We start from the raw sequence: 24,976 nt of genomic DNA, 5'->3' as shown, positions 1-24,976 counted from the left end.
CCCTTGGAGTGCATCATGAACGCGATCGACCTTCTCATCGGCGGCAAAGACCAGTCGGCCACCAATCAGCGTACCTTCCAGCGCCACAACCCGATCTCCGGCGACGTCGCGACGATCGTGGCGGCGGCCTCGATCGACGACGCGATGCGGGCCGCGGACGCTGCGGCCGCCGCGTTCCCGGCCTGGTCACAGCTCGGCCCGTCGGAGCGCCGCAAGCGGCTCAATGCGGCCGCCGACATCCTCGCGCGCCGTGCCGCGGAGTTCACCGCGCTGATGGTCGCCGAAACCGGCGCCACCGCGGGCTGGGCCGGATTCAACGTGCACCTGGCCGAAGGCATGCTGCGCGAAGCCGCGGCCATGACGACGCAGATATCCGGCGAAGTCATACCGACCGACAAGCCCGACAACCTCGCCATGGCGTTTCGCCAGCCGGTCGGCGTGGTGCTCGGCATCGCGCCCTGGAACGCTCCCGTGATCCTCGGCGTGCGATCGGTCGCGATGCCGCTCGCCTGCGGCAATACCGTGGTGCTGAAGGCGTCCGAGATGAGCCCGGGCGTGCATCGGCTGATCGGAAGCTGCCTGGCGGAGGCCGGCCTCGGTGACGGCGTCTTCAATGTCGTGACCAACGCGCCGGAGGATGCGCAGGCGGTGGTCGAGGCGCTGATCGCCCATCCTGCGATCCGCCGCGTCAACTTCACCGGCTCGACCCGCGTCGGCCGCCTCATCGCACTGGCATGTGCAAAGCACCTGAAGCGCGCGCTGCTGGAACTTGGCGGCAAGGCCCCGCTCGTCATCCTCGACGATGCCGACCTCGACGCCGCCGTGAATGCGGCAGCGTTCGGCGCCTTCATGAACCAGGGGCAGATCTGCATGTCGACCGAGCGGATCGTGGTCGACGACAAAGTGGCGGACGCCTTCATCGCCAAGTTCGCCGCCAAGGCCAGGAGCCTTCCCTTCGGCGATCCCCGCAAGGGCAATGTCGTGCTTGGCTCGCTGGTCAGTGACGCCGCCTGCGAGCGCGTCCGGGGCCTGATCGACGATGCCGTCGCCAAGGGCGCCGTGCTCGCTGCCGGCGGTCACGGCAGCGGCACCATCATGCCCGCCACCATCGTCGATCATGTCACGCCGGCGATGCGGATCTATGGCGAGGAGAGCTTTGGTCCGGTCGTGACCGTGGTGCGCGTGAGCGGGATCGACGAGGCCGTGCGTGTGGCCAACGACACCGAATACGGCCTCTCCTCGGCCGTGTTCGGCCGCGACATCGCCCGTGCGCTCGCCGTTGCCAGGCGGATCGAGGCGGGCATCTGCCACGTCAACGCCCCGACCGTGCATGACGAGCCTCAGATGCCGTTTGGCGGGACCAAGGCGTCAGGCTATGGCCGCTTCGGCGGCAAGGCCGCAATCGACGAGTTCACCGAACTGCGCTGGATCACCGTGCAGACCGGGCCCCGGCACTATCCGTTCTGATCGGCGGGATGCAGGTCCGGTCTCCAAGGCCGGACCGTCCTCGCATTGTGCTCACCAGCGGTAGGTCAGCCTGGCGATGGCTTTCCGCCCTTCCGCGTAGAAGCAGCCCGACATGCTGTAACATGAGGCGACATAGCGGGTGTCGGCGAGATTGGTGACGTTCAGCGCCAGGCGCCAATTGTCCCTGTTGTAGGCCAGCAGCGCGTCGAGAACGGTCGACGATCCCACCTTGAACGTGTTGGCCTCGTCGCCCCAGGTCGCGCCGACATAGCGGATGCCGCCGCCGAACTGCAGGCCGGCGAGCGGCCCGTTCTGCAGCGTATAGTCGCTCCACAGCGAAGCGCGGTTGAGCGGCACCGTAGTTGGCGCCTTGCCGACATTCACCGGATCCTGCGTGACCATGGCGTCGACATAGGCATAGGCGGCGCGCAGGTTCCAGCCATCGGCGAGCGAACTCGTGCCTTCGAGCTCGATGCCGCGCGACTTCACCTGCCCGATCTGTTCGTAAAAGGTGGCCGCGGGCACGTACACAGCGACGTTATCGCGCGTCAGGTCGAAGGCGGCGAAGGTGAACAGCGCGTTCCAGCCGATCGGCTGATACTTGACGCCGACCTCGTATTGGACGCCGGTCTCGGGATTGAGCATTTGTCCGCCAAACCCGGTCGCGAGCAGCGGCAGGAACGATTCCGAGTAGCTGAAATAGGGCGCGATGCCGCTATCGAAATTGTACATCACGGCGGCTCGGCCGGTGAAGGCCGAGGCGTCCTTCGCGGCCGTGGTATTGGCGATACCGTTATCGACCTGCGTGGTCACGAAATCCTGACGGCCGCCGAGCTGGAACGAGAGCCGGCCGAGCTTGATCTGATCCTGCGCATAGACGCCGACCTGGGACTGCTTGACGCCGGTGTTGTCGTACATGGCGCCGATGGCGTAGTCGTAGCTGTAGTTCGGGTTGAAGACGTTGATCTCGGGGGACGAGGTCGTGACGCCGAAGGCGGTGTCGCGGAAGGAGGTGTTGCGATAGTCGACGCCAACCAGCGTGGTGTGGCTGAGAATGCCGGTGGTGAACTTGCCCTGGAGCTGGTTGTCCACGGCGAATGAGTTGATGTAGGAGTTGCTGTAGCTACCATAGCGCGCGAGCTGCCCTGCGGCTTCGTTGGTATAGCCGCCGCCGTAAAACACCTTCTCCTCGTTGTGCTGATAGGCGTAGCGCAGATTTTGCCGGAACGTGACGTTGTCGGTGAAATTGTGCGCGAGCTGGTAGCCGACGGTTGCGATCTCGGTGTTGAATGCGTCGAAGCCCGGCACGCCCGCGAAGAACGAGACCGGGATGGTGCGGCCGTTGTTCGGCCAAACCGTGCCCGAGGCCGGCAGGAACTGAAGGCCCCACCCTGCCCGGTCCCGCTGATAGTTGGCGAGCAGGGTGATGGTGGTGTCCTCGTTCGGCTTGAAGGTGACGGCGGGCGCGATGAAGACGCGATTGTCCTTGCTGAAGTCGACCTGGGTCTCGCCGTCGCGCACGACGCCGGTCAGGCGCCACAGCACCGTGCCTTCCTTGTTGGCGGCGCCGCCCATGTCGAACTGGCCCTGATAGCGGTTGAAGCTGCCACCCGAGATCGAGACCTCGCCGAACTGCTGCGCCGTCGGCAGCTTGGTCACGTAGTTGAGAACGCCGCCTGTGCCGCTGCCGCCATACATCGCGGAGGACGGACCCTTGAGCACCTCGATACGCTCGGCCCCATAGGGCTCGAGGCCATTGAAGTGCACGTAGTTGCTGGAGGGAATCCGCAAGCCGTCGACGAAGAGGCCCGGCATCGTCATGTCGAAGCCGCGGATCTGGAGGCCGCCGAAGCGGGTGTCCGAGCCGCCATTGACGTCGCCGCTGACGCCGGCGGTGTAGCGCAAGGCCTCGCCGATCGAGACCGCGCCCTGGTTTCTGATCTGGTCGGTGGTGATGACCGACACCGACTGCGGCGTTTCGATCAAGGGCGTATCGGTCTTGGTGGCGGTGCCGCTGCGCGTCGCGACGAAACCGCGTACCGGTCCGTTGGCGCGTTCGCTCGTGGCACCGTTCGATGCTGCCGACTGAGTGGGCGCGGCCTGCTGCGCCGGGCCCCGACGATTGGCGCGTGCGGTTCGCGCCGCCGCAGCCCGTCGCGACGACGCAATCGCCGCTGGACGGGTGCGCTGCGTCGGCGCTTCGACGGTCACAGAGGGAATCTGCGTCTGGGCTTGGGCAGAGCCGAAGGGCACGGCGAGAGCGAATGTGCTGGCCGCACCGAGGAAGAGCATCTGGATTTGTCGGCGGCGCGTGTTCTTACGCGAAGAAGGTTGGAAATCGGTCACGTCTGTTGAGCCCCACGCACTGCCGGCTTTGCCGGTATCGATCTTGATGGCCCGCCCTAACTCAGGCGGTTTCGGAGTGCGATAGGAACGGCGTTAGAATTTCTCCAGACGTGTGCACAGCACGTGCGACGCATGCGCTCATGCGCGCTGCTTCTTTGGGATTGGAATCCCTCTAAAATGATTCTGTCAGTGTGTTGGGAGCCCGACCGGATGCGACAGCCGCGTCGCGCAATCAGTGTTGCGACCACAGCCAGGGGTGGGAGCGGATGAAGGTCACGTCCGGTCCGCGTGACAACAGGTCGTGCTCTTCTCGCCAGCCAGCACGCTGCGGCTGTTGCGGTCCGGCGGAAGGTCGCCAGCCGCATTCGCCGCAAAGAATCCGGTTGGCTTCAACACGAAGCCGGCATATTCCACCGGCATGATCGGAAAGTCTTCGGGCTTGCAGACATGGGTGTGGCCGAAGGAGTGCCACACCACGATGTCGGCATCCTCGATGTTGCGATTCTGCGCGGCATAGCGCGGCAGGCCGTCGCCGCCGGCGTGAACGTTGGGATAGTCGCCGCTGGCATATTTCTCGGCCGGATCGAATGCAGTTACCCAGACATGCTTGGTGGCGAAGCCGCCGCGCTTGCGCACGTAACTACCCTCCTGGGCCAGCATCAGCGGGCTGGGATTGACGACGAGCTTGTAGGCCGGTGCACCGCCGACCGAGTTGATCTCGTTCGGATTACTGATCTTCCAGAATCGGCCGGTCTCGCCATTGGCGACCGCTGCGGCGTCGCGCTCGCGCGACAGCACGCGCGTGGTGGTGTCGAACACGTTGCCGTGCGGATTGTCGTCGCCCCAGGGCCGCGGCACGAACTCGTGCTCCGTCACCGTGTTACCGCCGCCGTCGAGATCCATATGCAGGCGGACGTTGAAGAAGTGCTGGTGCGTGGGGCCGCCGAGATTATCGTCGACCATGCCGCCCCATCGGTACTTTTCGCCCGGCCGCACCGCGGCGGTCTGGATGATGCCGGTGAGTTTCGTCTCCAGCTGAATCGTGCCGTTCTGATAGAGATACCAGTAGAAGCCGTAATCGTAATTGCCGACGGTGGCGAAGAACGAGATCACGAGCCGTCGGGATCTCCGCACCTCGAAAAGGCCGTTGCGAAACTCGTAGTGCTTCCAGGCAATCCCGTAATCCTCCTCATGCATGCAGATCGCGTTCTGCATGACGAAGGGCTCGCCCTTGTTGTCGGCGGCAGGCACGTCGAAATAGTGGATGTTGCCGAGGCAGTCGCAGCCCAGCTCCAGCGCGTTGGCGAGCATGCCGAGCCCGTATTCGCCGGCATCGAAAGCCGACTTCCAGAAATGGTTGGCGGTCGGATCGGCATAAGGCACCACCATCTCGGTGACGCTGGCGCGGTGGATCAGCGACCGCTTACGCGCGCCGTCCTGGTAGGCGAGCTGATGCAGCACGAGGCCCTCGCGCGGCGTGAAGCCGACTCGGAAGCTCCATTTCTGCCAGTCGACTTTCCAGCCGTCGACCTTGAAGCTCGGCCCTTCCGGCTGCTCGATATGCAGCGGCTTGATGTCGGTGCGCGGGTTTGGCACCTCATGCGCGCCGTAGTTCCGTTTCTTGCGCGGAATCGGCACGATCGGATCTTCATCCGTGAGCTCGATGATCTTGCCCCCGATGAGGTCGACCACAGCGACAACGCCCTCGATCGGATGGGCGTAGCCGTTGTCCTGGAGGTGCTCGCGAAAATAGCTGACGGCCCGCACGATGCGGGCGCCGCGCTCGAACGCTTTGTCGAAGAATCCGGAGGAGAACGGGTCGACCTGAACCAGCTCGATGTCCTTGTCGGTCAGCCCGCGCCGAACCATCGCCGCCCGCCAAGCGGGATCGGCCTTCACCACGGCATCGCACTTGAAGAACTCTTCCAGCATCACCGGCGGCTGCCCATAGGGCGCCTCGCGATTCGGCACGACCTTGCGGCCGACGATCTCGCCGCGGCCGAGGTCGACGATATGCTCGATCGCCTCGCCCGTGGCGACGTCGAGCGTCAACGCGAAGGCACGGCGTCCCACCTCGCCTGAAGCCAGCTCCTGCTTGGTCGGCTCCTCCAGCCGCACCGTCGGGAAACGGCAGTTCGCCGCTGAGGCGGCCGCCGCCCGCACCAAAGCGCAAGCCGCGGTGATCTCGTCGGCCGTCAGCGGATCGAGCGGATGCGGTGTCGCGGTCTGCGCTTGCGGTTGGGCTTTGGCGGTTTCAAGCATGAGGACGTCCAAATATCAGGCGAGATGTGCGGTGATGGCGCGGAAGGCAGCAAACCAGCGCTGGTCGATCGACACGTCCATCGCCTTGGGCTGTGTTGCGAGCTTGACGATGACGGTGTCGGAGTCGAGGTCGACATAGAGGTGCTGGCCGTGAATGCCGATCGCGGTGAGCGCGTTGCGCGAAGGATCGATGGTGAACCATTTGCTGCGGTAGCGCGCGCCCGGGAAGAACTCGGCGAGGTCGCCATCGGCCCACGCCTTGGGATCACCGTTCTCGCGGATATCGTCGATCCACCAGCCCGGCACCACCTGCCGGCCCTCGACGACGCCGCGGCAGCGGATCATCTCCCCGAAGCGGACGAGATCGCGCGCGGTGACCGAGATGCCGCCGGCAATGCGGCCCATGCCGTGGCTATCGAGTGTGAGAGAGCCGTCCTCCTCCGCGCCCAGGGGCTGCCAGAGAAACTCGGAGAGAATAAGATGGTAGGGCATCCCGCAGGCGCGTTCATACACCCAGCCGAGCACCTCGGTATTGGGCGAGACGTAGTGGAACACCTTGCCGTGCGGTTTGCCGCTGCCGCGCAGCGTCGTCAGATAAGCGCGCTGATGGCTGGGCTCGACGTCCGGCGGCGGCACGTCCCAACCCGAGGAGAACCGATAGCGCGCGAGGTCGCCGGCGGGGTCCTCGTAATCCTCCTCGAACTTGATGGCGACGGCCATGTCGAGCAGGTTGCGGACGGTGCAGCCGGCGTAGGCCGATGTCTCCAGCTCCGGCACGTAGCGCAGCACCCTCGCCTCCGGATCGACCAGGCCGCGCGCGGCCAGCACGCCGCCGAGCGTGCCAGCGATCGCCTTGCTGATCGAGCAGATCAGATGCGGCGTGGTCGCGCTCATGCCGTCCCCGTACCATTCATGGATCAGCGTGCCCTGATGCATCACGAGGAGCGTGTCGGCAAAGGTTTCGCGCAGCGCGCATTCGATCGTGGTCGCTTTGCCATCAGGCCCGGTGAAGCCGAGCTTTGCCAGTTCGCGCGGGGCGCTTCTCATTGGCGTCGGCCGGGCGGAGCGGCGAATCTCTGCGGTCGGCAGCACTTCGCGGGTGTGGGTAAAACCCCAGCGGATCGCGGGAAAGCTGCGCCAATTGGCGCGCGTCACCTGAGCCTCGGGTACGGGCGGGCTGCCGCGCATGACATCGGTCGGTCGCATCTCGATCCCTCCGCGAAGCGCCGTCCCGGCAGCGATGTCGGAACGGCAGGACGGAAGCCTGCACCGCGGCGCTGTCAGGCGTTATCGAGATCCAGCAATATTTTGCTGGACAGCGTCTCTGGCCGTGCCAGTCTGGCGTGGTTCCTGCTCGCTGCTCGGCTCAAGGATTTTCGACGTACTGCCATGGCCTTAACGGCAAATCTTCCGATTCAGGACTCGGCTGCGGGCCTGCTCCAGGCGAACAGCACGGATGTCGATGAGCATTGCGCAAGCCTCGGCCGCTGGCGGCTGAGCTACGATCAGATCAGCGCCGGCGCGTTCCGGGGCAGTTTCACGCAACTCTCCTTGCCGCGGCTGGAGGTGTTCTGCGAGATCACCAGCCAGCAGGTCCGCCAATATGGCCAGCTTGGCGCCGACAGTTTTGGCATCGGCCTGCCCTGGCACGGCGATGGCGAGCTCAGCTTCAACGGGACCGGTGCCAGCGGCGCCCGCGTCCTCGCCAGCATCGACGCCGAGATCGACATGTGTACCCCGAAGGCCTTCGAGCTGCGCGGCGTCGTTGCCAGCACGGTGTTGATCGCAGAGCTCGCCGCCCGGCTCGACATCGAGCTGCCGCGCACCGCCTGGCACCGGCTGCAGGTGATCGAAATGGCGGAAGCGCCGGTCGCGCGGCTGCGGGCGCATCTGGCCGCCATTCAAGCGACGATCACGACCGCTCCGGCAACGTTCAACGATCCGGCGGCGAGGCAGGCCCTGGAAGACGCCCTCCTCGTCGAAATCATGGACATGCTGCCGACCGCACGTCCGAGCGATCCCGGCCGCAGCGCGGCGGCTCGGAAGCGAACCGTGGATCGTGCCCGCGAGCTGATGCATGACAGGGGCCATCGCTCGCTCTCGCTGCTGGAGGTCTGCAAGGCCGTCGGCGCCAGCCCGCGCAAGCTCGGCTATTGCTTCCAGGAGGTTTTGGGCACGAGCCCGATGCACTATTGGCGCGCGATGCGACTGAACCGTGTGCGGCGCGATCTCAAGGGCGCCGGCGGCAACGAGACCTCGGTCTACGACGTCGCGGTGCAGCACGGATTCTGGCACTTCAGCCAGTTCTCGCTCGACTACAAGCGTCACTTCGGCGAGCTGCCCTCGCAGACGCTGCGTCGCGCGAGGTGTGCCGCCTGATCGGATTCAGCGATGCCGCAGCCGGCGGTTGACCCGGCGCGCCAGGTAATCGCCGGCGCTCTGGACTATCTGCACCAGTGCGATCAGCACGACCACGACGGCCAGCATCATCTCCGGCATGAAGCGCTGGTAGCCGTAGCGGATGCCGAGATCGCCAAGGCCGCCGCCGCCGACTGCGCCGACCATCGCGGAATAGCCGAGCAGGCTGACCACCGCGAGCGTCAGCGCCAGCAGCAGGCCGGGCAGCGCCTCCGGGATCAGGACCTTGAGCACGATCTGAAGGGGCGAAGCGCCGAACGAGGACGCAGTCTCGATCAGGCCGCCGTCGACCTCGCGGATCGCAGCCTCGACGAGGCGCGCGATGAACGGCGTCGAGGCGATGGTCAGCGGCACGATAGCGGCGGTCGAGCCGATCGAGGTGCCGGCAACGAGGCGCGTGAACGGGATGATGGCGACGACGAGGATGATGAAGGGCGTCGAGCGCGTCGCATTGACGACGATGCCGAGCACGCGATTGACGATGGGCGCCGCGAACAGCTCGCCTTTGCGGCTGGTGGCCAGGAACACGCCGAGCGGCAGGCCGAACGCGGTGCCGAGCAGCGCCGCGATGCCGACCATGTACAGGCTTTCGAAGGTAGCCTGGACGATCAGGTTGATGAGTTCAGGCGACATAGCCGAGACGCTCCGCCGAGAATTGATATCGAGAGAGCCAGGCGAGCGTCCGCGTCACCGCGTCCTCGCCGCCGGGAATTCCGAGCGTCAGCGAGCCGACATGCTGGCCGCCAATCTCGTCGATGCGCGCCGACAGCAGCGACACGTCGAGGGCTAGCTCACGCGCGAGGCGGGCCACCACGGTATCGCCGGCCCCTGCCCCGTGCACCTGGATCCGGATCACGGCCTGCCCGCCGGCAGGCTGCGTCGAAACGATTCGGCTCGCCAGCGAGACCGGCAGGCTGTCGCCGATCACCTCGGCCAGGAAGGACTGCGTGATCGGATGTTTTGGATGCGTGAAGATGTCGGCGACGTGGCCACTCTCGACGACGCGGCCGGCGTCCAATACCACCACCTCCTTGGCGAGCTGGCGCACCACGGACATCTCATGCGTGATCAGCACGATGGTCACGCCGAGCTCGCGGTTGATGTTCGCAAGCAGATCGAGGATCGCGCGCGTGGTCTGCGGATCGAGTGCCGAGGTCGCCTCGTCCGACAGCAGCACGCTCGGCCGCGTCGCCAGCGCGCGGGCGATGCCGACGCGCTGCTTCTGGCCGCCGGACAGTTCGGAAGGATAGCGGTCGTGCTTGTCGGCGATGCCGACCAGCGCGAGCAGCTCGGCGACGCGGGCCTTGATGTCGGTCTTGGTCCAACCGGCGATCTCCAGCGGCAGCGCGATGTTGTCGGCCGCGGTGCGCGAGGACAGCAGGTTGAAATGCTGGAAGATCATGCCGATCGAGCGCTGCGCCAGCCGCAGCTCGCGGCCGGCCAAGGCCGAGATATCGCGGCCGTCGACGATCACACGGCCCGTGGTCGGCTTCTCCAGGCCGTTGATGAGCCGGACCAGGCTCGACTTGCCGGCGCCAGAGCGGCCGATCACGCCGGTGATGGAGCCGCGCGGAATGGCGAAGTCGATGTCTTGCAGCGCGTTGACGCCGGGCTTGCCGCGATAGGCCGGATAGGTCTTCGAAATGCCGGTGAAACGAACCATCGCGTCCGGCTCGGCCGGAGCGGGTAAAATCGCTTCGAGCGTTTCGATCGGTCGTCCGATCGCGAGCGATTGGTGGGCGTTCATGGAGGCGGCCTTCATGCGCAATAGCTCGGTCACCCAGATGCCCAAAGCACACGGGAACCGGTCGCGTCTGCGACGGGGTGAGAATGGCGACGAGGGCTCAATCGAGCGCGCTGCACCGCAGCACGCACCTTCGCTCTTTCTGGTCTTCCTTGCAATCTCAGATATTTGGGAGGACTTGGACGAAGTTTTCCCGATCGCCTCCTGGCGGAGAAGATTATCCGCCGACTATCGGCGCTGTGATCACCAACCCCGGAACCGCGGCTTGCGGCGCGTCAGGAACGCCTCGACGCCCTCCTTGTGGTCCTCGCTGAGGCTGGCGAGCGCGAACTGATCGACATCCATGTGGCTCGCAAGGTCGTCCAGCGCATGCGCGAGCCGGTTGACGGTCAGCTTGGTCATGGCGACGGACAGCGGCGGCTGCGCGGCAACCTTGCGGGCAAGCTCCATGGCGGCATCGAGCGCATGGCCGGGATCCGCCACCTGCTCGACGAGCCCCCATTCATAGGCCTCGTCCGCGCTGATACGCTGGTCGGCCAGGATCACCGCCTGCTTGGTGCGGGCCGGCCCGATCAGATGCAGCATGCGCGGGATGCTCTGCCAACTCATGTTCATGCCGAGCCCGATCTCGGGCACGCGCAGATGCGCATCGCGCCCCATCACCCGGAAATCGAGCGCCACCGCGAGGGCAACGCCGCCGCCGACGCAAAAGCCTTCGATCGCGGCGATGGTGATCTGCTCCATCTCTTGCCAGGCGTGCGTCAGGCGCGGCCCGAGCTTGAGGTGCCGCCGCAGCGCGCCGAGGTCCATCTCCTTGCGCGAGCGTCCCTCGGCGTCCTTGAGATCGAAGCCGGCGCTGAAGGCGCCCGAGCTGCCGGTCAGCACAACGACCGAGGTCGCTGCATCGTCCTCGAAGCTGCGCGCGGCCGCCGTGAGCTGGCGCAGCGCCTCCGGCGAGAGCGCGTTGATGCCGTCGCCGCGGTCGAAGCGCACGACCGCGATCCGCCCCTCCGGCCCGAGACCCTTCTCGATCTTCACGTAGTCGGTCACCATCATCTCCACGATGTTTGCGGGATGCTAGCGCACAACTGCCCTCACGCATACGTGCCAGGACTGCACTGCAACGAGCCCTCGACAGCCCCTAGCCATTGCGCCTATCTTCCGCCGCATGAGCCAAGATCACGACCATCATCACCACGATCACGATCATTCCGAGCTGTCCGAGACCGAGCTGCGCGTGCGCGCGCTCGAGACGATCCTGACCGAAAAAGGCTATGTCGAGCCGGCTGCGCTCGATGCCATCATCCAGGCCTATGAGACCAAGATCGGTCCGCACAATGGCGCGCGCGTGGTCGCCAAGGCCTGGACCGATCCGGCGTTCAAGACCGCGCTGCTGCAGGACGGCTCCAAGGCGATCGGCACGCTCGGCCATGTCAGCCGCGTCGGCGATCATCTCGTCGTGGTCGAGAACACGCCCGAGCGGCACAACATGGTCGTGTGCACACTGTGCTCCTGCTACCCCTGGGAAATGCTCGGGCTGCCGCCGGTCTGGTACAAGGCCGCGCCCTACCGCTCCCGCGCGGTGAAGGATCCGCGCGGCGTGCTCGCCGATTTCGGGGTCGCGCTGCCGAAGGATACGGAGATCCGGGTGTGGGATTCCACCGCCGAGACGCGCTTCCTGGTGCTGCCGATGCGGCCCGCAGGCACGGAGGGCTGGAGCGAAGAGCAGCTTGCCGAGCTCGTGACGCGCGATTCCATGATCGGCACCGGTTTCCCCAAAACGCCGGGAGCACCGTCGTGAACGGCGTGCACGACATGGGCGGCATGGACGGGTTCGGCAAGGTCGAGCCTGAGCCGAACGAGCCGATGTTCCACGAGGAATGGGAGTCGCGCGTGCTGGCCATGGTGCGCGCGATGGGCGCGGCCGGCGCCTTCAACATCGACACCTCGCGCTTCTATCGCGAGACCTTGCCGCCGCACGTGTATCTGTCGAGCTCCTATTACAAGAAATGGTTTCTCGGGCTCGAGGAGATGCTGATCGACAAGGGCTATCTCACCCGCGAGGAGGTCGCTGCCGGCCATGCGATGCAGCCTGCAAAGGCGCTCAAGCACGGCAAGTTCGACCGCGCCAATGTCGAGCGCGTGATGGTGCGCGGCAAGTTCGGCCGCCCTGCCCCGGCTCCGGCGAAATTCAACATCGGCGATCGCGTCCGCGCCAGGAATATTCATCCAGCCACGCACACGCGGCTGCCGCGCTATGTCCGTGGCCATGTCGGCGTGGTCGAGCTGAACCACGGCTGCCACGTGTTTCCTGACACGGCGGCGATGGAGCGCGGCGAGAACCCGCAATGGCTCTATACCGTGGTGTTCGAGGGCCGCGACCTCTGGGGCGAGGACGGCGATCCCACGCTGAAGGTCTCGATCGACGCATTCGAGCCCTATCTGGATCCGGCGTGATGAGCAGCGCGCTTGCGGCCGCCGCGACGGCGGCGATCCCGAGCATTCCGTGCGACGACGACGGCCCGGTGTTCCGAGCGCCCTGGGAGGCGCATGCCTTCGCGATGGCCTTGAGCCTGCACGAGCGCGGCGTATTCACCTGGCCGGAATGGGCCGCAGCACTCGCAGACGAGATCAAGCGCGCCCAGGCCGCCGGCGACCCTGATACCGGCGAGACCTACTATCTGCACTGGCTCGCCACGCTGGAGGGCCTCGTGGCGCGTAAGGGAGTCGCCTCGATGGAGACGCTGCACCGCTATCGGAATGCGTGGGACCACGCCGCGGATCGCACGCCACACGGCAAGCCGATCGAGCTCAGGCCAGAGGATTTTGGCTAGCTGATTGCTCCGTCGTCATTGCGAGCGCAGCGAAGCAATCCAGAATCCCTCCGCGGTGGCAGTCTCGATTTCTTCGTCGCAAGGGCTGCTGGCAATGACGACAGAGCGAGCTACCGTCCCGCCACGTACTCGTTCCACCCCTTCGCCCGCAAACTGCAGGCCGGGCACTCGCCGCAGCCGTAGCCCCAATCGTGCCGTGCGCCGCGTTCGCCGAGATAGCAGGTGTGCGACTGCTCGCGGATGAGATCGACCAGCCCGGCGCCGCCGAGGTCATGGGCGAGCTTCCAGGTCGCGGCCTTGTCGATCCACATCAAGGGCGTGTGCAGCTCGAACTGCCTGGCCATGCCGAGCGACAGCGCGGCCTGCATGGCGCGGACGGTCTCGTCACGGCAATCGGGATAGCCGGAATAATCGGTCTCGCACATGCCGCCGACGATGTGGCTGATGCCGCGCCGGTAGGCCAGCGCCGCGGCGAAGGTCAGGAACACGAGGTTGCGGCCCGGCACGAAGGTGTTCGGCAGACCGTCCGCACCCATCGCGATCGCAACGTCGCGGGTCAGCGCCGTCTCGGACACCGCCGCCAGCGTCGGGATCGACAGCGTGTGGCTCTCGCCGAGCCTTGCGGCCCAATCGGCGCGCAGGCCCTTGATGCCGTCGAGCAGGCGGTCGCGGCAGGCAAGCTCGATGGCGTGGCGCTGGCCGTAGTCGAACCCCAGCGTCTCCACACGCGCGAAGCGGCTCAGCGCCCAGGCGAGGCAGGTGGTGGAATCCTGGCCGCCGGAGAACAGCACCAGCGCGGTTTGTGAGGAAAATGCATCACTCATGGCCCGCGCTTTAGCATCGCACGACTTGCCCGCCAATCGGTGGAAATCGGCCAGTTCCGCCGCCTTGCGCTGGGATCGGGGGCCCGCTTTTGGCATAAGGCTCTGTATCCCAGGAGACTGCCCGGCAATGACCCCTTCCCGCGACATTTCCCGCCTGATCGAGATCATGGCGGCGCTGCGCACGCCGGTGACCGGCTGCCCCTGGGACCTCGAGCAGGATTTTTTGACGATCGCGCCCTACACGATCGAGGAAGCCTATGAGGTGGTCGACGCCATCACCCGCGGCGATCTCGACGATCTCAGAGAGGAGCTTGGCGATCTCCTGCTCCAGGTGGTGTTCCACGCCCAGATGGCTTCTGAGCAGAACGCGTTCAATTTTGGTGACGTGGTCCTGGCCATCACCCGCAAGATGATCCGCCGCCATCCCCACGTCTTCGCCGACAAGGACGGCAATCTCGCCTCCTCCCATGTCAAGGAAGTCTGGGACCGCATCAAAGCGGAGGAGAAAGCCGAACGCGCCGCGCGCCGGCCGCCGGAGGAGGCGCCGACGCACAAGTCGCTGCTCTCGGGCGTGAAGGCCGGCCAGCCCGCTTTGACCCGCGCGATGGAGCTGCAGCGCAAGGCCTCCACCGTCGGCTTCGACTGGAACGACCCGCGCGCGGTGCTGCACAAGATCCGCGAGGAGGTCGACGAGATCGAGGCGGCATTGGACCGCAACGACAAGCAGGAGATTGCGGAAGAGACCGGCGACCTGATGTTCGCCCTCGTCAACCTCGCCCGCCATGTCGATGCCGATCCGGAGGCTGCGCTCCGCGCGACGAATGCAAAATTCGAGCGGCGCTTTGCCTATATCGAGCGGGCACTGGAGGCGCAGGGCCGGACGCTCGAGCAGGCCTCGCTGGCGGAGATGGACGCGCTGTGGAATGCAGCGAAAGTGGAGACGAAGGTGACTTCGGAGACGCGAACCGCGTAGTCCAGATGCGCGCCGGCCTCACGCCGGCAGATGTGGCACGGCGTCGAACCTGTTCACCACGATGTCCCGCTTGGTCTCGTCCACCCGCACGGTCATGTCGAAGCGGCCGTCGTGGAGCTCCTTCGACAGCACCTCGGCGTTGCGATGCAGCCAGCTGATGCCGGCGCCGTCGGCGGCGTCGATGGAGAGATCGAGCGTGGTCCGTTTCGCCGCGAGCCGCTGCTCGATCGCGGCGAGCAGAGCATCGACGCCCTCGCCCGACACGGCTGAGACCAGCATCGCCGGATGATCCTCCGGCCTGCGCGCGGCGATGTTGAGCAGCTCTTCGCGTTGCTCGGGGTCGAAACGATCGATCTTGTTCCAGACCTCGATGATGCGGCCGGAATCGTCCGGGTTGATGCCGAGCTGGCGCAGCACCGCATCGACGTCGCTCTGCTGCGCTTCGGCGTCTTCATGCGAGATGTCGCGGACATGCAGGATGACATCGGCTTCCAGCACCTCCTCCAGCGTGGCGCGGAAGGCGGCGACGAGCTGCGTCGGCAGGTTGGAGATGAAGCCGACGGTATCCGAGAGCATCGCCTTGCCGCCATGCGGCAGGTTGAGCGCCCGCAAGGTGGGATCGAGCGTCGCAAACAGCATGTCGGCCGCCTGCACGTCGGCGCGGGTCAGGCGATTGAACAGCGTCGACTTGCCGGCATTGGTGTAGCCGACCAGCGCGACGACACGATACGGCACGCGTTGACGGCCGGCGCGATGCAGACGCCGCGTCGCCTGCACCTTTTTCAGCTCGCTCTCCAGCTTGGAGATGCGCTCCTGGATCAGGCGGCGGTCGGCCTCGATCTGCGTCTCGCCGGGGCCGCCCATGAAGCCGAAACCGCCGCGCTGGCGTTCGAGATGGGTCCAGGAGCGCACCAGGCGCGAACGCTGGTAGTTGAGATGCGCAAGCTCGACCTGCAGCGAGCCTTCCCGGGTCTTGGCGCGGCGGCCGAAGATTTCGAGAATGAGCCCGGTGCGGTCGAGCACCTTGGCATGCCATTCCTTTTCGAGATTGCGCTGCTGGATCGGCGACAATGCGCAATCCATCACCACGAGCTCGACCTCGAGGTTCTTGATCAGCCCGGCGATCTCCTCGACCTTGCCCTTGCCGATATAGGTCGCAGGCCGGATCTGGGAGACCGGCGCGACGATGGCGTCGGCAATGACGAGATCAATCGCCCGCGCGAGGCCCGCGGCTTCATCGAGCCGGGCCTCGGTATCGCGCAAGGCATGAGTCACCGATTGCACGTCGGCGCTGCCCGCGCGCACGCGCAAGTAGGGGCCGATGACAAGCACCCGCCCCGTCTGCGTAGCCCCTGCCGACCGCGGACGGTCGGCATCCCCGTCGAAATTCCGGGGTTCCAATCAGGTCACTCTCAAGCCGGCTGGTCCTCGCCGCCTTCGAACAACTGAATCGGAGCGCCCGGCATGATGGTCGAGATCGCATGCTTGTAGACCAGCTGCGAATGACCGTCGCGCCGAAGCAGCAAACAGAAATTGTCGAACCAGGTCACGATGCCCTGGAGCTTCACTCCGTTGACCAGAAAGATCGTCAGTGGCGTCTTGGTTTTGCGAACGTGATTAAGGAAGGTGTCCTGTAGGTTTTGTGCGCGGTCTGCCGCCATTGTTTTTTTCTCGCTTTGAGTTTCTTTTTATTGCGCCGAATGCGGCCCTCTTTGTGGAGTTCGGGGCCTCCTCCGGTTGCCGTCCTTCATGAGATCCCCCTCGGAAGGAACAGCGGTTCGATTAGAGGACAGGTCGGGATATTAGGCAAGCCGCTTGAAGCGGCAGGCGTGGCCCTATTGCCCCGAAAAATTACGGAAATCGATGATTTTCTTTGCCTATTCCCGAGATGCCGGCGCAGCGTCGCAGCATTAGCCGACGCCGAGCGCTTTCAACTTCCGGTGCAAGGCCGAGCGTTCCATGCCAACGAACTCGGCCGTTCGAGAAATATTTCCTGAGAAACGGCTGATCTGTGCAATCAAATAGTCGCGCTCGAACACCTCGCGTGCTTCGCGCAGCGGCAGGCCCATGATGTGCTCGCCATTGTTGCTGGTCGGCATCGCCGGCACCATCGAGCCGACATCCTGCGGCAGCATGTCGGCGGTGATGATGACTTCCGGCCCGCCGGCGGCCAGAATCATGACTCTTTCAACGTTGTTGCGGAGCTGGCGCACATTGCCGGGCCAGACATGCGATTGCAGCACCGCCATCGCGTCCTGACCGATCTGGCGCTTGGGCAGGCCGCTGCCGGCCGAGATCTGCTCCATGAAATAGTCGATCAGTTCCGGAATGTCCTCGCGCCGCTCCGACAGTGCGGGCACGCGGATCGGCACCACCGAGAGCCGGTGGTAGAGGTCCTCGCGGAAACGGCCGGCTGCGATCTCCTCCTCGAGATTGCGTGCGGTCGATGAGATGATGCGCACGTCGACCTGCACCTTGGCGGTGCCGCCGACGCGCTGGAACGACTGCTCCACCAGCACGCGCAGGATCTTGTTCTGGGTCTCGCGCGGCATGTCCGCGATCTCGTCGATGAACAGCGTGCCGCCATGCGCCTCTTCGAGCGCGCCGGGCTTGCGCGGCTGCTCGCCATTGGACTGCTCGACGCCAAACAGCTCATGCTCCATTCGCTCGGGCGTGATCGCGGCGGCGTTGATGACGACGAACGGACCGTCGGCGCGGCCCGAAGCGGTATGCAGCGTGCGCGCGGTCAGCTCCTTGCCGGCGCCGGCGGGGCCGACGATCAGGATGCGGCTGTTGGCCTTGGCCGCCCGCTCGATGGTCTGGCGCAGCTGGTTCATGCTGGGCGAGCGGCCGACGAGCTGGCTGGCGCTCGGGGCGAGCTGCTTCAGCTCCTTGACCTCGCGCTTCAGCCGCGAGTTCTCCAGCGCTCTGGTCGCGACCAGGATGAGGCGGTCGGCCTTGAACGGCTTCTCGATGAAGTCGTAGGCGCCGCGCTTGATCGCGGCGACCGCGGTCTCGATGTTGCCGTGGCCGGAGATCATCACGACGGGCAGATCGGCATTGTCCTTCTTGACCTGCTCCAGGAGCTGCAGGCCGTCGAGCTTGGAGCCTTGCAGCCAGATGTCGAGAAACACCAGATGCGGCCTGCGATTGGCGATCTCGGCGAGCGCCGTGTCGCTGTCACGCGCGGTCCTGGTGACGAACCCCTCGTCTTCGAGAATGCCTGCAACGAGATCGCGAATATCGGCTTCGTCATCGACAATCAGAATTTCACTTGCCATGGATCGCGCCTGTCTTGTCAGCTGCCTGTTGAGGCTTCGATTTTGGTTGAATCATTGGTCTTTTCAGCCGGCTCTTTGGTTCCGGCGGCCGGCTCTTTTGTTGCCTGGGTCGCGACGGATTCCGTCGCCGTTTGCGTGATGTCGGGCTTGGAGGTTGTCCCAGTCGCACCGTTGACCGTCGGCACTTGCTCTGTTGTCGCGGACTTCGCGGGTTGCCCCGACACGGCAAAGCGCATGCGCATCCAGGCGCCGCGCTGGCCTGGGCGGAAGTCGGAGGCGTCCTTCAGCTCGATCCGCCCGCCATGGTCTTCCAGCACGCGCCCGACGATCGCAAGCCCCAGCCCGGTGCCCTTGGCACGCGTGGTAACGTAGGGCTCGAGCAGACGCGAGCGCGCGACCTTGGGCAGGCCGATGCCGTTGTCGATGACGTCGATCAGCACGTCGTCGCCCTCGCGCGACACCACGACGTCGATACGCCCCTTGCCGAGCTCCTCGGGCGGGACCTGCTCGATCGCCTCGGTGGCGTTCTTGACGATGTTGGTGACCGCCTGCGAGATCAGGCGCCGATCGAACTGGGCGCGCAGCGGATCCTGCCTGAACTCGGCCTCGATGTCGATTTCGGGATGGGCGACCTTCATCAGGAACACGGCCTGGCGCACCGTGTCGGCGACGTCCTCGCCTTCCATCACGGGCTTCGGCATCCGCGCAAAGCGCGAGAACTCGTCGACCATGCGCCTGATGTCGTCGACCTGGCGGACGATGGTATCGGTGCACTGGTCGAAGATCTGCTTGTCCTTGGTCTCGGTGATGTCCTTGCCGAACTTGCGGCGGATGCGCTCGGCCGAGAGCTGGATCGGCGTCAGCGGGTTCTTGATCTCATGCGCAATGCGGCGCGCCACGTCGCCCCAGGCCGAGGTACGCTGCGCCGAGACCAGCTCGGTGATGTCGTCGAGCGTGATGATATAGCTGTCGTGCGGCTGGTTCTTCTCGGCGCTGACGCGGACCGACAGGTTGCGCTCGGTGCCGTCACGGGTGATCGTGATCTGGCCCTGCACCAGGCGCTGGGTCCCTTCCCGCGCCGTCTTCATCATCTCGTCGAGCTCGGGCAGCACGTCGGAGAGCGGATGGCCGAGCGTCTCGGCTTCGGAGTGCCCGATCAGTTTCTCTGCGGAGCGGTTGAGGATGCCGACGCTGCCGGACGCGTCGACGCCGATGATGCCGGCGCTCGCGGACGACAGCACCGCCTCGATGAAGCGGCGGCGGCTGTCGATGAGATCGCTGGCATTGACCAGCTCGTCGCGCTGGCTGCGCAATTCCTGCGTCATCTTGTTGAAGGTCTCGCCCAGCTGGGCGAGGTCGCCCTCCGACTGGTGCACCGGCACCTGGACGTGCAGGTCGCCGGTCGAAACTGTATGTGCCGCGTTCATCAGCCGCCGGATCGGCGAGACCAGCGAGTTGGCGAAGTTGAGACCGATCAGCACCGAAGCCATGAGGATGGTCAGCGCGATCACCGCGAACATCAGCGCGAAGGCGACCTGGATACCGAGCCGGCGCGATTCGATCTGGGCGTATTCGGCGACGCTGACCTCGGTCTGCTTGAGCTGATTGACGACATTCGGATCAAGCGGCCTGGCGACATAGAGAAAGGTGTCGTTGAAGGCGCGCAGGCGGATCACCGCAGCAACGAAGCTCGCATCGGGAAGGACCGCGATCTCGGGCTCGTTCTCGTTGACGTTGCTGAGAAAGTCCGGCGCGGGCGGCGAATAAGCGAGCCGCATGCCGGTGTCGGCGGACTCCAGGATGTTGGTGTTCTTGTCAATGATCATCGCGCCCGGCAGGTTGCGCGACGCGGCGCTCGCCGTCAGCATCTCGCGGAACGAGCGGCGGTCCTGGTCGTAGAGCGGCCGGGCATGGGCGATGTCGTTGGCCATGCCGAGAATGTCGCCGCGGATCAGCTGCGCATGGTCCTGCATGTAGGCCCGCGCGATCGTCAGCGAGTTCTGGATCACCTCCTTGGTCGGCCCGGAGAACAGCCGGTCGAGGCCGCGCTCGATGGTGACGTTGGCGACGACGGCGACCAGCACCGCCGGCAGCACCGCCACGATCGAGAACAGGCTGACGATCTGGACGTGGAGACGCGCCGCCGCCCTGCCCCGCCGCCGCGCCAGGATCAGCTGCCAGAGTTCCCGGACAATGATCCCGACCAGCAGCAGGATCGTGGCGGCATTGATCAGATAGAATGTGCGGACCACCCCGGGCGTCGGCTCGATCGTGCTCAGACCCGTCAGGACCAGGAAGGTCAGGAAGGCCGACAGCAGCGCCAGCGCGACGGCAAAGGGCGCCAGCCAGCGTCGCACCGACCAGCGCCGGGGCTCTTCCGCTGGGGCCGTGTCAAAGTGTGCGGCCGAGGTATCTGCGCTGGTCATTCCGGCAATGATGCTGAAAACGGGTCCGCGGACGCGCGGATACTGATGTATTCGTACCACATTGTTGCCGAATTGCGACAATTCCGCGGCGTGTTCGCCCTGGCGGACTCGCGCAATCCACAGGCACATGCCGCCTGGGCGGAACGGATTCCCGCCGTCCCGGCTTAATCCGCATGGATAGGATCTTTCTCGCGACGATGGTTTCGGCCGTTCTGCTGCTGATCGTGGCCGCCGACCTCCTGGTCAACGGCCTCGGCCTTCAGCAGCCGCCGCTGAATGTCGCGAGCGTGGTGCCAGCCTCCGGCGGACTGGTCAGATAGGCGCAATGGCCGCGCTGCGGCCGACGACCAATTTGAATGTGCGGGCGGAACATTAGAGTCCCGTCAGGACTTGTGCTCACCGCGTCAGCCACAACGGCCAGCGCGATCCGGACAGGCTCAGCTCTGCCTTGGTAGGGGGAGCTGAGCCACCGGTCCGCGCTAGCGCGTTTGGCGTTCGTCGCAAGAAAGTCAGCCCCCGCTCCGATACACCTGGATGTCGAGGTCCCGGATCTTCTTCCGCAGCGTGTTGCGGTTGAGGCCGAGCAGGTCCGCAGCGCGGATCTGGTTGCCACGGGTGGCGGCGAGCGCGGCCGTGAGCAGCGGCACCTCGATCTCCTTGAGGATGCGGTGATAGAGGCCTGGCGGCGGCACGCCGTTCGGGAAGCCCTGGAAGTGCGAGGACAGATACGCCTCCACGGCGCCGCCGAGATTGTCGACCCCCTGCTGGACCGCAGCCCCCGGGCTGACCGAGGGCGGCGCGAGTTCGCCGTCGATGACGGAGGACGTGATCACGTCCTGCGGATAGAGCGCGGCGAGCCGCCGGGCGAGGTTTTCCAACTCGCGCACGTTGCCGGGCCAGCGGTGCTGCTTCAGCCGCTCCAGCGCCAGCGTGTCGAGCTTCTTCGGCGGCAGACCGTCCTTCTCGGCCAGCGTGAAGAAGTGCCGCACGAGATCCGGCAGGTCCTCGATGCGCTCGCGCAAGGGCGGCAGCCGCAGCGGGACGACGTTGAGGCGGAAGAACAGGTCTTCGCGGAACAGGCCCTGTTGGATCAGCACGCGCAGGTCCTTGTTGGACGCCGCGACGATGCGCACGTCGGTCTTGATCGGGGTACGGCCGCCGACGGTGGTGTATTCGCCCTGCTGCAGCACGCGCAGCAGGCGGGTCTGCGCCTCCATCGGCATGTCGCCGATCTCGTCGAGGAACAGCGTGCCGCCCTCGGCCTGCTCGAACCGGCCGGAGGCGCGGGTGTTGGCGCCGGTAAAGGCACCGCGCTCGTGGCCGAACAATTCGGACTCGATGAGATCGCGCGGGATCGCCGCCATGTTGACCGCGACAAAGGGGCCGTTGCGGCGCTTGCCGTAATCGTGCAGCGCTCGCGCCACCAGTTCCTTGCCGGTTCCGGACTCACCCGTGATCATCACGGTGAGATCGGTCTGCATCAAGCGCGCCAGTACGCGGTAGATTTCCTGCATCGCCGGCGAGCGGCCGACCAGCGGGATCGCCTCCATCTCGGCGTCCTCGTCCGGCGACGAGGTCCGCTCCTTCGGCTCGGCGAGCGCGCGGCCGACGATGGCGATCAGTTCCTTCAGGTCGAAGGGCTTTGGCAGATATTCGTAAGCCCCGCGCTCGGAGGCGCGGATCGCCGTCATGAAGGTGTTCTGCGCGCTCATGACGATGACGGGCAGGTTCGGCCGCATCTTCTTGATCCGCGGCAACAGGTCGAAGGCGTTTTCGTCCGGCATCACCACATCGGTGATGACGAGATCGCCCTCGCCCTGGCTGACCCAACGCCACAGCGTTGCGGCATTGCCGGTCAGCCGCACTTCGTAACCGGCGCGGGACAGTGCCTGATTAAGAACGGTGCGGATGGCGGTATCGTCATCGGCTACGAGAATGCTACCTGCGGGCATCGTTGATCCTCATTTTGCCCCCTGTGACGCAGGCGACGACTTCCCGGCAGAGCCGTCGCGACTGCTTTGATCGGCGTGTTTGACCGATGTGGAATACATCGGCATCAGCACGCGGAAGGTGGTCTTGCGCGGCTGAGATTCGCATTCGATGATGCCCCCGTGATCGCCGACGATCTTGGCGACCAGCGCAAGGCCGAGACCCGAGCCGGTCTGCTTGGTGGTCACGAAGGGATCGAACAGGTTGGGCAGAAGATCGTCGGGCACGCCGGGTCCGTTGTCCTTCACGCAGAATTCGAGCGGAAGGGATACCCGCGATTTTTGACCGGGGACTGACAGGCGCACACCGGGTCGGAACGCGGTGGTGAGCTGGATCTCGGCATCGGGCACGTCGATCAGCGCTTCGGCGGCGTTCTTCACGAGATTGAGGAACACCTGGATCAGCTGGTCCTGGTTCGCCAGCACCGGCGGCAGCGAGGGATCGTAATCCTCGACGAAGCGGATGTTGCGGGCAAAGCCCGACTGCGCCAGCCGCTTGACGTGATCGAGCACCGAATGGATGTTGACGGGGCCGCGCACCACGGGGCGCTCGTCGCCGAACACCTCCATGCGGTCGACCAGCGTCACGATGCGGTCGGCCTCGTCGCAGATCAGCCGCGTCAGCATGCGGTCCTCGGACGAGGCCTGCTGCTCGAGCAGCTGCGCTGCGCCGCGAATGCCCGAAAGCGGATTCTTGATTTCATGCGCGAGCATTGCTGCTAGCGCTATCACCGAGCGCGCTGCGCTGCGATGGGTGAGCTGCCGATCCATCTTGTCGGCGATGGTGCGCTCCTGCAGCATCACGACGATATGGCCGGGCCGCTCGGTGAGTGGAGCCACGTGCAGGTCGACCTGGCGGTCGCCGCCCATGCGCGGCGTGCCGAGATCGACCTTGTATTCGTTGACCGGCGCGTTCGAGGAGCGCACTTGGTCGATCAGCGCCAGCAACGGGCTGCCGAACGGCACCAGCTCCTTTAGCGACTGCCGCTTCAGGAATTGCGTGGAGATCTCGAAGAAGGCCTCGGTGGCGATGTTGGCGGCGACGATCTTGCCGTCGGGCCCGATCATGAGCACGGGGTTGGGCAAAGCATCCAGGATTGCGTCGCTGTCGGACTGAAGCGGCCGACGATGTTCAGCGGCTGAACTCATGCAGCAGCGCTCCATGCGAAGTCGTCGAAGGCGTCTTGCAGTGCATCGTGAACGAGGCGCGGATCCTCCGAGACCAGGATCTTCTGCCGCCAGGATTTCAGCTTCTCGGCCGGCGCACGGCTCGCCTGCGCTGCGACGTCGAGCGCCCAGCCCAGATGCTTGCGGGCGTGCCTCAGTCCGATGCGCAGGCCATAGAGCGCACAAACGCCGTCATAGAGCGTGCGGACATAATGCAGCTGCGTCTGGAGCGAGGGCACGGCTTCCTCGGCCCCGCCGTTCAGACGGCGGCCGATCTGGCCCGGCAGCCAGGGCTGGCCCTGCGCGCCGCGGCCGATCATCACGGCGTCGGCGCCCGAGGCGTCCAATGCCGCCAGCGCCTTCTCGTAGGAGGTGATGTCGCCGTTGACGACGAGCGGAAGGGAGGTGGCCTCGCGCACGGCGCGGATCGCATCCCAATCGGCCTCGCCCTTGTAGAACTGGCAGCGGGTGCGGCCGTGCACGGTGACGAGCTTGATTCCGGCGGCCTCGGCACGTCGCGCCAGCTCCGGCGCGTTGCGGCTGCGGTCGTCCCAACCGAGGCGCATCTTCAGCGTCACCGGCACCTTCACCGCCGCGATCGTCGCTTCGATCAGGCTGACGGCATGGTCGAGGTCGCGCATCAAGGCCGAGCCGGACTGGCCGCCGGTGACGTGTCGGGCGGGACAGCCCATGTTGATGTCGATGATATCGGCGCCTTCCGCTTCGGCGATCCGGGCGCCTTCGGCCATCCAATGCATCTCGCAGCCGGCGAGCTGGACCACATGCGGGCCGATGCCAGTGGCTTCGCAGCGCAACCGGGACATCCGGTGGCCATTGGCGAGCTCATCGCTCGCGGTCATTTCAGACACAACGAGACCAGCCCCAAGCTCGGCGGCCAGCCGGCGGACGGGCGAGTCAGTCACACCCGACATCGGCGCCAGGAAGACCGGGGTGGCGACTTCAATATCGCCTATTTTCAACGGCTTAGAGCCTGATACTGCCGAGCCGGTCACAGGGGTCCCGTTGACTGGGCAGGGCCTCATCGCGCCTGCCATGATCTATCTTGCGCACAATTCTTGTGCAGTCAAGCGTCATGCCTACAGTTTAGACAGTTCTGTAGATCTTTCAAGTGCAGTGCAGCAAAATGCTGTTTCCCACAATCCGGGGAAACCCCCTTTTTTTGCGGGCCTGCCGTGCTAGAGGCATGCCGGCAAATCACCCCCTGCTCTTTCATTAGCAATTGAGT

21 protein-coding genes are annotated in these 24,976 nt (G+C 65.5%); 7 read left to right on the top strand and 14 right to left on the bottom strand.

Translation table 11 applies throughout. The annotated features are described in order from the left end of the window. Window positions 1-15 precede the first annotated feature (15 nt). Window positions 16-1,467, top strand: coding sequence for an aldehyde dehydrogenase (locus tag I6F09_RS20640; protein WP_225188899.1), 1,452 nt, complete (start codon window positions 16-18; stop codon window positions 1,465-1,467). A 51-nt stretch (window positions 1,468-1,518) separates the two neighbouring features. On the opposite strand, the gene I6F09_RS20635 is transcribed toward I6F09_RS20640, so the two are convergent. From I6F09_RS20635 to I6F09_RS20625, 3 genes are all read right to left on the bottom strand, one after another. Then, window positions 1,519-3,759, bottom strand: coding sequence for a TonB-dependent siderophore receptor (locus tag I6F09_RS20635; RefSeq protein ID WP_225188898.1), 2,241 nt, complete (start codon window positions 3,757-3,759; stop codon window positions 1,519-1,521). Window positions 3,760-4,086: 327 nt separating this feature from the next. Continuing rightward, window positions 4,087-6,075, bottom strand: coding sequence for a primary-amine oxidase (locus I6F09_RS20630; protein WP_225188897.1), 1,989 nt, complete (start codon window positions 6,073-6,075; stop codon window positions 4,087-4,089). A gap of 15 nt (window positions 6,076-6,090) precedes the next feature. Further along, window positions 6,091-7,281: a serine hydrolase gene (locus I6F09_RS20625; protein ID WP_036028042.1), complete on the bottom strand. Its 1,191-nt coding sequence runs from the start codon at window positions 7,279-7,281 to the stop codon at window positions 6,091-6,093. A 183-nt stretch (window positions 7,282-7,464) separates the two neighbouring features. Here I6F09_RS20625 and I6F09_RS20620 point away from each other — a divergent pair, with 183 nt between their 5' ends. Further along, complete coding sequence (locus I6F09_RS20620) at window positions 7,465-8,454, top strand: helix-turn-helix domain-containing protein (RefSeq protein ID WP_225188896.1); 990 nt, start codon at window positions 7,465-7,467, stop codon at window positions 8,452-8,454. Between the two features lie 6 nt (window positions 8,455-8,460). Here the strand turns inward: I6F09_RS20620 and I6F09_RS20615 are convergent, their stop codons facing one another. The 3 genes from I6F09_RS20615 to I6F09_RS20605 form a co-directional block, all read right to left on the bottom strand. Then, window positions 8,461-9,126, bottom strand: a complete 666-nt coding sequence (locus I6F09_RS20615) for a methionine ABC transporter permease (RefSeq protein WP_057029183.1) — start codon at window positions 9,124-9,126, stop codon at window positions 8,461-8,463. Continuing rightward, entirely contained in the window at window positions 9,116-10,255 is a 1,140-nt protein-coding gene (locus tag I6F09_RS20610; RefSeq protein ID WP_225188895.1) for a methionine ABC transporter ATP-binding protein, read from the bottom strand. The genes I6F09_RS20615 and I6F09_RS20610 overlap by 11 nt, the downstream gene beginning before the upstream one ends. Window positions 10,256-10,480: 225 nt before the next feature. Next, window positions 10,481-11,287: an enoyl-CoA hydratase/isomerase family protein gene (locus I6F09_RS20605; RefSeq protein ID WP_225188894.1), complete on the bottom strand. Its 807-nt coding sequence runs from the start codon at window positions 11,285-11,287 to the stop codon at window positions 10,481-10,483. A gap of 118 nt (window positions 11,288-11,405) precedes the next feature. Between I6F09_RS20605 and nthA the strand changes: the two genes are divergently transcribed. Genes nthA through I6F09_RS20590 form a run of 3 tightly spaced genes read left to right on the top strand, consistent with a single transcriptional unit; the run spans window position 11,406 to window position 13,071 of the window. Continuing rightward, entirely contained in the window at window positions 11,406-12,038 is a 633-nt protein-coding gene (nthA, locus tag I6F09_RS20600; protein WP_035999337.1) for a nitrile hydratase subunit alpha, read from the top strand. Beyond that, a complete protein-coding gene (gene nthB, locus I6F09_RS20595) occupies window positions 12,035-12,694 on the top strand; it encodes a nitrile hydratase subunit beta (RefSeq protein ID WP_057029182.1) in 660 nt (219 codons plus the stop codon). Before nthA ends, nthB begins: the two co-directional genes overlap by 4 nt. Further along, complete coding sequence (locus I6F09_RS20590) at window positions 12,694-13,071, top strand: nitrile hydratase accessory protein (protein ID WP_036028031.1); 378 nt, start codon at window positions 12,694-12,696, stop codon at window positions 13,069-13,071. Before nthB ends, I6F09_RS20590 begins: the two co-directional genes overlap by 1 nt. A 110-nt stretch (window positions 13,072-13,181) precedes the next feature. Here I6F09_RS20590 and queC read toward each other — a convergent pair whose 3' ends face one another. Next, window positions 13,182-13,895: a 7-cyano-7-deazaguanine synthase QueC gene (queC, locus tag I6F09_RS20585; RefSeq protein ID WP_036028030.1), complete on the bottom strand. Its 714-nt coding sequence runs from the start codon at window positions 13,893-13,895 to the stop codon at window positions 13,182-13,184. A gap of 127 nt (window positions 13,896-14,022) precedes the next feature. On the opposite strand from queC, the gene mazG reads away from it, so the two are divergent. Then, complete coding sequence (gene mazG, locus I6F09_RS20580; RefSeq protein WP_225188893.1) at window positions 14,023-14,868, top strand: nucleoside triphosphate pyrophosphohydrolase; 846 nt, start codon at window positions 14,023-14,025, stop codon at window positions 14,866-14,868. An 18-nt stretch (window positions 14,869-14,886) separates the two neighbouring features. Here the strand turns inward: mazG and hflX are convergent, their stop codons facing one another. The 4 genes from hflX to I6F09_RS20560 form a co-directional block, all read right to left on the bottom strand. Further along, on the bottom strand, window positions 14,887-16,269 hold the full coding sequence (gene hflX / locus I6F09_RS20575; protein ID WP_225188892.1) for a GTPase HflX: 1,383 nt from the start codon (window positions 16,267-16,269) through the stop codon (window positions 14,887-14,889). Window positions 16,270-16,280: 11 nt separating this feature from the next. After that, complete coding sequence (gene hfq / locus I6F09_RS20570) at window positions 16,281-16,529, bottom strand: RNA chaperone Hfq (protein WP_007591126.1); 249 nt, start codon at window positions 16,527-16,529, stop codon at window positions 16,281-16,283. Window positions 16,530-16,778: 249 nt separating this feature from the next. Beyond that, a complete protein-coding gene (locus I6F09_RS20565) occupies window positions 16,779-18,149 on the bottom strand; it encodes a sigma-54 dependent transcriptional regulator (protein ID WP_036039494.1) in 1,371 nt (456 codons plus the stop codon). A 17-nt stretch (window positions 18,150-18,166) separates the two neighbouring features. Beyond that, window positions 18,167-20,575: a PAS domain-containing sensor histidine kinase gene (locus tag I6F09_RS20560; protein ID WP_225188891.1), complete on the bottom strand. Its 2,409-nt coding sequence runs from the start codon at window positions 20,573-20,575 to the stop codon at window positions 18,167-18,169. 173 nt (window positions 20,576-20,748) lie between these two features. On the opposite strand from I6F09_RS20560, the gene I6F09_RS20555 reads away from it, so the two are divergent. Next, window positions 20,749-20,895 carry a hypothetical protein gene (locus tag I6F09_RS20555; RefSeq protein ID WP_167361662.1) on the top strand — a complete coding sequence of 49 codons (147 nt, stop codon included), beginning with the start codon at window positions 20,749-20,751 and terminating at the stop codon, window positions 20,893-20,895. Window positions 20,896-21,084: 189 nt separating this feature from the next. On the opposite strand, the gene ntrC is transcribed toward I6F09_RS20555, so the two are convergent. From ntrC to dusB, 3 genes are read right to left on the bottom strand one after another with little or no spacing between them, the layout of a single operon-like run. Next, window positions 21,085-22,527, bottom strand: coding sequence for a nitrogen regulation protein NR(I) (ntrC, locus tag I6F09_RS20550; protein ID WP_035999368.1), 1,443 nt, complete (start codon window positions 22,525-22,527; stop codon window positions 21,085-21,087). 9 nt (window positions 22,528-22,536) lie between these two features. Continuing rightward, window positions 22,537-23,712 carry a nitrogen regulation protein NR(II) gene (locus I6F09_RS20545; RefSeq protein ID WP_035999469.1) on the bottom strand — a complete coding sequence of 392 codons (1,176 nt, stop codon included), beginning with the start codon at window positions 23,710-23,712 and terminating at the stop codon, window positions 22,537-22,539. Next, window positions 23,709-24,710, bottom strand: coding sequence for a tRNA dihydrouridine synthase DusB (dusB, locus tag I6F09_RS20540; protein ID WP_085968735.1), 1,002 nt, complete (start codon window positions 24,708-24,710; stop codon window positions 23,709-23,711). The genes I6F09_RS20545 and dusB overlap by 4 nt, the downstream gene beginning before the upstream one ends. Between the last annotated feature and the right edge of the window lie 266 nt (window positions 24,711-24,976).

The organism is Bradyrhizobium sp. IC3195 (assembly GCF_020193585.1).
Taxonomy (GTDB): domain Bacteria; phylum Pseudomonadota; class Alphaproteobacteria; order Rhizobiales; family Xanthobacteraceae; genus Bradyrhizobium; species Bradyrhizobium yuanmingense.
This window is presented reverse-complemented; position numbering and strand designations above follow the sequence as displayed.